The following is a 6,215-nucleotide window of genomic DNA, read 5'->3' as shown; positions in this document are numbered from 1 at the left end:
CCCATCCCGTCATCTCTCCCTCATCCTGAGACGCCCGCATCAGCGGGCCTCGAAGGAGCCTCAAGCCGACCGCGCTATTCCCGGAGCCCTCCTTCGAGACCTCCGCTCCGCTTCGGTCCCTCAGGATGAGGGGGATGGTCTGCGACGGTGCGGGGCTCGACGGCTTTCGACACACCGCATCGGCCCCGCGCGGAAAACACCGCCGGGGGCATGGCCTAAAAAACCCAGGCGCAACCGGGGTGACGCGGGAAGCCGCGAAGCCCGAACGCAACGTTGCACAAAGCCGGCTCCCCGGCGTCCCGCGGACAGGTGGCGCCGCCGCCGATAGGCTGATCGCACCACCCCATCCGTCTTTTACGTCTGGTGTTCGTCACGCGGGAACGCGCCTGCGCTAAGATCCGACCCGAGGTGCTCATCGCCCCTCAGCACTTCCGAGCGAGCCTTCGTCGCACGCCCCCTCGTAGTGGAGAGCGCCGCAGAACCGCCGCACCGCCCAGGACAGGGTCGCCAGGACAGGGTCGCCGCTGGCCTCTGAACGACCGGAGGAATTTCTTCCGCCGGCCGCCGCCCAGCCCGAGTCGGGGGGTGTCGCGTTCCCGCGCCCGAGGCTGCCGCAGCCGACGGCAGACGCGGGCCCCATCCCACAGCCGCCGATCCGGCGGCTAACCGGGCCGGCGGCTGTGGGACGTCTCACGACATATCGCGGCAGGCGGTGAGACCATGAGCACAAGATAGGAATAATATAAAAAATCGCGGAGTAAAGGGCTCCCAAAAGGCAAGTCCTTTGGCGGGGTTCGGGGAAGGAGCCCCTGATCATGGGGCTATGCCCCACACCCGGGCTCCGCCCTGGATCCGCACAAGGTCCCGGACCTTGTGCGGATCCAGGACTCCAGCGATCGGCCCCGATGCATTGCCGGCCGCCGGCCCCTGGTGCACCCTGTCTGCGATGCCGCCCAGCGAGCCAGGAGCCGTCGCATGATCGAAGCCGCCCATTCGAGCGCCCCGGACCCCGCAGCCGACCCCGCCGCGGTCGAGGCGATGCGTTTCGACCTGGCTGCGGCCTACCGGCTGATCCACCGGCTCGGCCTTGACGACAGCATCTACACCCACATCTCGGCGCGGCTGCCGGGAGAGGGGCATCGGTTCCTGATCAACCCCTATGGGATGCGCTTCGAGGAGGTGACGCCGCACAACCTCGTCACCGTCGATATCGACGGGCGCGTGCTCGAGGATCCGATGGGGCTGGGCATCAACCCCGCCGGCTTCACGATCCACAGCGCCATCCACGCCGCGCGCCACGACGCGATCTGCGTGCTGCACACCCACACGGTCGCGGGCGTCGCGGTATCGTGCCAGGAGGAGGGGCTGCTCGCCCTGAACCAGTGGTCGATGCAGTTCGCCGGCCGGCTCGCCTATCACGCCTACGAGGGCATCGCCCTCGACCTCGACGAGCGGGCGCGGCTAGTGGCCGACCTCGGCGACAAGCCCGTCATGGTGTTGCGCAACCACGGGCTGCTGACCTGCGGCCGCTCGGTCGGCGAGGCGTTTAAGCTGATGCACAACCTGGAGCGCTCGTGCCGGGCGCAGCTGGCCATCCAGGCGGCCGGGGCCCCGATCACCCGGCCCTCCGCCGCCATCGCGGCCAAGACCGCCGGGCAATACGCAGCCGGCTACGATCGCGTCGCCGTCCAGGGCGCGCCCGACAACGAGTGGGCAGCGTTCAAGCGGATGCTGGCCCGCACCGATCCCGATTGCGCTCAGTGAGCCGGCTACGGATGGCGGAGGTTTTGGGGCGTGGGGCGTTGTCATCTGGAACACGGGCGGCGCTCTCCGGCCCCTTGTGGCTACGGGTTACACCGGTTTCCACCGGAGCCGTGATCATGCCGTAGGCGCAGAGGGCGCAGGTTCCCATCCCCGTGCGGGAGAGGGGACCTGCGCCAAATCCTTTACCCGCCGGTGAGCCGGGCAGGGCGCCTCACGGCTCCGGCCAGGCAGCACTCGACCGGTAGGTGCGCTTCAGGAAATCGAGGAACGCCCGGGTCTTGGCTGGGACGAAGGCCCGGCTCGGATAGACCGCGTAGATGCCGGCCTGCGCGGCGGCCGTGTAGGCCGGCAGCACCACCTCCAGCAGGCCGCTGCGCAATTCCGCGTGCACGTCCCAGGTGGAGCGCAGGGCGATGCCCAGCCCGCCGATCACCGCCTCGCGCACGACCTCGTTGGAATGGGTGCGCAGCGGCCCGGCGGCGCCGACCGTGCAGGGCCCGTTCGGTCCGACCAGCCGCCACGGGTTCTGGTTCTCGGTGGCGAGGCAGACATGGCCGCGCAGGTCGTCGAGGCTGGCCGGGCGCCCGGCCGCGTCGAGGTAGCTCGGGCGTGCGCACAACACGCGCCGCACCGGGGCGAGGCGCAACGCGGTCAGCCCGGAACTCTCCAGGGCGCCGACCCGGATCGCGAGATCGTAGCCGCGCTCCACGATGGGCTCGAAATCGTCGCTCAGCTCCAGGTTCAGGACGATCTCGGGATGGAGCGTGAAGAAGGCCCGCAGGTGCGGGACGATGTGCAGCCGCCCGAACGAGGTCGGTGCCGTCACCCGCAGGGTGCCCCGGGCCCGTGAGGCCCGCTGCGACACCAGGGTCTCGGCCTCCGCGATGGAATCGACGATCGGGGCGATCCGCTGGAAGAACTCCTGGCCGACATCGGTGGGGACGACCCGCCGGGTGGTCCGGTGCAGCAGCCGCACCGCCAGCCGCTCCTCCAGCCGCTTCAGGCGCTTCGAGACCACCGCCACCGACAGGCCGAGTTCGGCCCCGGCCTGGGTGAGGCTGCCGGCCCGGACCACCCGGGCGAAGATCTCCAGGTCGCTGTGGTCGTGCATCGGGTGGGATCCGCATTCTCAACGCCGCGGAAAGAATCAAATCCCTTTTGGCGCCTTTTTCGCCGGAGCCAAGGGTCCTATCGCTGGGGCGTCAAAGATTCTTCACGCGCCGCTCAAGTTTTTCTGACATGCGCGCGCCAGCCCAGGGGATCGCCATGTCGGGCCTCGTCGTCGCCGAAGACCTCCGCCGCTTCGTGTCCGAGGAGGCGCTGCCCGGGACGGGCGTGGACGCGGACCGGTTCTGGTCGGGCTTCGCGGCGATCCTCCGGGATCTCGCGCCGCGCAACCGGGCGCTCCTCGACCGGCGCGACGCGCTCCAGGCCGACATCGATACCTGGCATCGCGACCGAAGGGGCCAGCCGCACGATCCGGCGGCCTACGCGGCGTTCCTGGCGCAGATCGGCTACCTGCAGCCGGAGCCGGAAGCCGTGCGGGTCACCACCGCGGACGTGGATGCGGAGATCGCTGGGATCGCCGGCCCGCAGCTCGTGGTACCGATCTCGAACGCGCGCTACGCCCTCAATGCCGCCAACGCCCGCTGGGTCAGCCTCTACGACGCGCTCTACGGCACCGACGCGATCCCGCGGGACGGCGACCTCGCCCCGGGCCAGGGCTTCAACCCGGCCCGCGGGGCGGCCGTGGTCGCCCGGACCAGGGCGTTCCTGGACGCCGCCGCGCCGCTGACCGCCGGCGCCTGGGCCGAGACCACCGGCTTCGCGGTGACGGCGGGACGCCTCGCGGTGGATCTCGGCGGCCGGACGGCCGGGCTGGCGGACGAGGCCGCGCTGGCGGGCTATACCGGTGCCGCGCAGGCGCCTGACGCCATTCTGCTGCGCCATCACGGGCTGCACATCGAGATCCGGCTCGACCGGACCAGCCCGATCGGCCGCACCGATCCGGCCGGCATCGCCGACGTGGTGCTCGAATCCGCCCTCTCGACCATCATGGACATGGAGGATTCGGTTGCCGCCGTGGACACCGCCGACAAGGTCGCGGTGTACCGGAGCTGGCTCGGCCTGATGCGCGGCGACCTCGTCGCGCATCTGCCCAAGGGCGGCCACACCATCGCGCGGCGGCTTGCCGAGGACCGGACCTACACGGCCCCCGACGGCGGCGGCCTGAGCCTGCCGGGCCGGTCGCTGATGCTGGTGCGCCATGTCGGGCATCACATGGTCACGGACTCCGTGAAGCTGGACGGCGCCGAGATCCCCGAGACGATGCTGGACGCGGCGATCACCGCGCTGATCGCGCTCCACGATCTCAAGGGCACCGGCCCGCTCCGCAACAGTCGGGCAGGCTCGGTCTACATGGTCAAGCCGAAGCTGCACGGGCCCGACGAAGTGGCGTTCGCGGCGGAGCTTTTCGGCCGGGTCGAGACGCTGCTGGGGCTGGCGCCGCGGACCCTGAAGATCGGCGTGATGGACGAGGAGCGGCGCACCAGCGCGAACCTCCGGGCCTCGATCGCCGCCGCGGCCGACCGCCTGTTCTTCATCAACACCGGCTTCCTCGACCGGACCGGGGACGAGATCCACACCACGATGGAGGCCGGCCCCGTGGTCCGCAAGGACGCCATGAAGGCCACCGCCTGGATCCGGGCCTATGAGGACGGCAACGTGGATGCCGGGCTGGCCTGCGGGCTGCCGGACCACGCCCAGATCGGCAAGGGCATGTGGGCCGCCCCCGACCGGATGGCGGCGATGCTGGCCGCGAAGGGCGACCAGCCGGAGGCTGGCGCAAACACCGCCTGGGTCCCATCCCCGACGGCGGCCACGCTCCACGCGCTCCACTACCACCGGACCGAGGTGCGCGCCCGCCAGGCGGAACTCCGCGGCCGGGCGCCCGCGACCCGCGCCGCCATGCTGACCCTGCCGCTGGCCACGGAGCCGTTCCCGCCCGAGGCCGTCCGGGAGGAGCTTGACAACAACTGCCAGGGCATCCTCGGCTACGTGGTCCGCTGGATCGACCAGGGCGTCGGCTGCTCGAAGGTGCCCGACATCCACGATGTCGGGCTGATGGAGGACCGCGCCACCCTGCGCATCTCCAGCCAGCACATCGCCAACTGGCTCCGGCACGGGATCGTGGACCGCGTGCAGGTCGCCGAGGCCCTGCGCCGGATGTCCGGTATCGTCGACCGCCAGAACGCCGGCGATCCGGCCTACCGGCCGATGGGACCGGATTTCGACGGGCCGGCCTTCCAAGCCGCGGAGGCACTGATTTTCGAGGGTGCGGCCCAGCCGAACGGCTACACCGAGTTCGTCCTGCACCGCTACCGCCGGGCGGCGAAGCGCCGGGGCGCGTGACGCGCGCCGTCCCGGGCTTGCGCGGAGGAGCCTCGGCCGGGTCTCAGCGACGCTTGCGCGTCGCGAACCGTCACCGGGATCCGCATCGGTTCTGACCGGTAGCGCAGGGGCGGGCGCCTCCCAGACGGACGAGGCCACGCGCTCGGATGGCCCGACGCGCGCGGATCGGCCAGAGTGAACTGGAGGCTAGACCCGGGGGGAAGGCGGCCAGAGGCGGCCCAGCGGCGGCTCCGTTCCATCGAGACATCCACGTGTGTAGTGACCGGAAGCCAACGCCGGGCCTCCTGGGGCTTCCTGCGCGATTTGGGGGCGAAAGTGTCAAGCTCGCGTCAGCTGTTGCCGTTGGGTTCAGGCTCTGTCCGCATTTCTGTCCACCGACCGAGGAGTGGCAGCCGTCAATAAGTCCAGACAGTGCCTCAGCCTCGGCCGCGGTGATCTTCCCCTCGCTATATCTACATGCGAGACTCAGCGGCTTGGCCTTATCGCTTCGTCAGCGGCCACAGCCTCGACCTCGCAGCCCTCGTGAGCGCCTCTCCAGCTTCCACGATGGCGGATCGGTCTCAGCCACAGGTGAAGGGGTTTCGGACGGTGCTGGCGGCCGCCATCATGGGAGCCCATCCAACCCCACCCTGAGCTTCAGCCGCTTGGCCCCGTTCGACCTGCGTGCTGATGCCGCGAGGCGTTTGCGGTCCGGCTGCTACGTTTCTTGCAACAGCGTTTGGCGCCTCGTCGTTGTGGCAGTGATTGAGCGCTCGCTTGAGGCTGCAGCCCGCCTATGTCTCCTACCCCCTCGAACCCAGATCCGTCTGACCCGCCTAACGAACAAGGCTCGACAGTCTGGATGTTGGCACTCGCCACCGCGCTCCTCGGCCTCGTAGTGCACTGACGCGGTCAGAGGATTCACACAGGGGGTGATGCATGCGAGTCTGGGCGATGGCTCAGACCGTCTGCGTGCTCCTCGACGACGCTACTAAGTCAGCGCTGTCAACGATCGCCGGAGATCGATCCCGCCCGCTCAAGCACATCCTGCGGGCGCGCAT

At 70.0% G+C, this 6,215-nt stretch carries 3 protein-coding genes; 2 read left to right on the top strand and 1 reads right to left on the bottom strand.

Annotation, left to right across the window (positions count from 1 at the left end):
* The first annotated feature begins 975 nt into the window (after positions 1–975).
* A complete protein-coding gene (locus FV242_RS32165) occupies positions 976–1,764 on the top strand; it encodes a class II aldolase/adducin family protein (RefSeq protein WP_147910221.1) in 789 nt (262 codons plus the stop codon).
* A gap of 211 nt (positions 1,765–1,975) precedes the next feature.
* On the opposite strand, the gene FV242_RS32160 is transcribed toward FV242_RS32165, so the two are convergent.
* Positions 1,976–2,875, bottom strand: a complete 900-nt coding sequence (locus FV242_RS32160) for a LysR family transcriptional regulator (protein WP_147910220.1) — start codon at positions 2,873–2,875, stop codon at positions 1,976–1,978.
* Positions 2,876–3,030: 155 nt separating this feature from the next.
* Here FV242_RS32160 and FV242_RS32155 point away from each other — a divergent pair, with 155 nt between their 5' ends.
* Complete coding sequence (locus FV242_RS32155) at positions 3,031–5,175, top strand: malate synthase G (protein ID WP_147941767.1); 2,145 nt, start codon at positions 3,031–3,033, stop codon at positions 5,173–5,175.
* The last annotated feature ends 1,040 nt before the right edge of the window (positions 5,176–6,215 follow it).

This window comes from Methylobacterium sp. WL64 (assembly GCF_008039945.1).
In the GTDB taxonomy this organism is placed as follows: Bacteria; Pseudomonadota; Alphaproteobacteria; order Rhizobiales; family Beijerinckiaceae; genus Methylobacterium.
This window is presented reverse-complemented; position numbering and strand designations above follow the sequence as displayed.

Bases quoted from the DNA above. Each gene is read 5' to 3' on its own strand.
- FV242_RS32160 (WP_147910220.1), bottom strand. From the start codon at position 2,875: ATGCACGACCACAGCGACCTGGAGATCTTCGCCCGGGTGGTCCGGGCC.
- FV242_RS32155 (WP_147941767.1), top strand. From the start codon at position 3,031: ATGTCGGGCCTCGTCGTCGCCGAAGACCTCCGCCGCTTCGTGTCCGAG.
- FV242_RS32165 (WP_147910221.1), top strand. From the start codon at position 976: ATGATCGAAGCCGCCCATTCGAGCGCCCCGGACCCCGCAGCCGACCCC.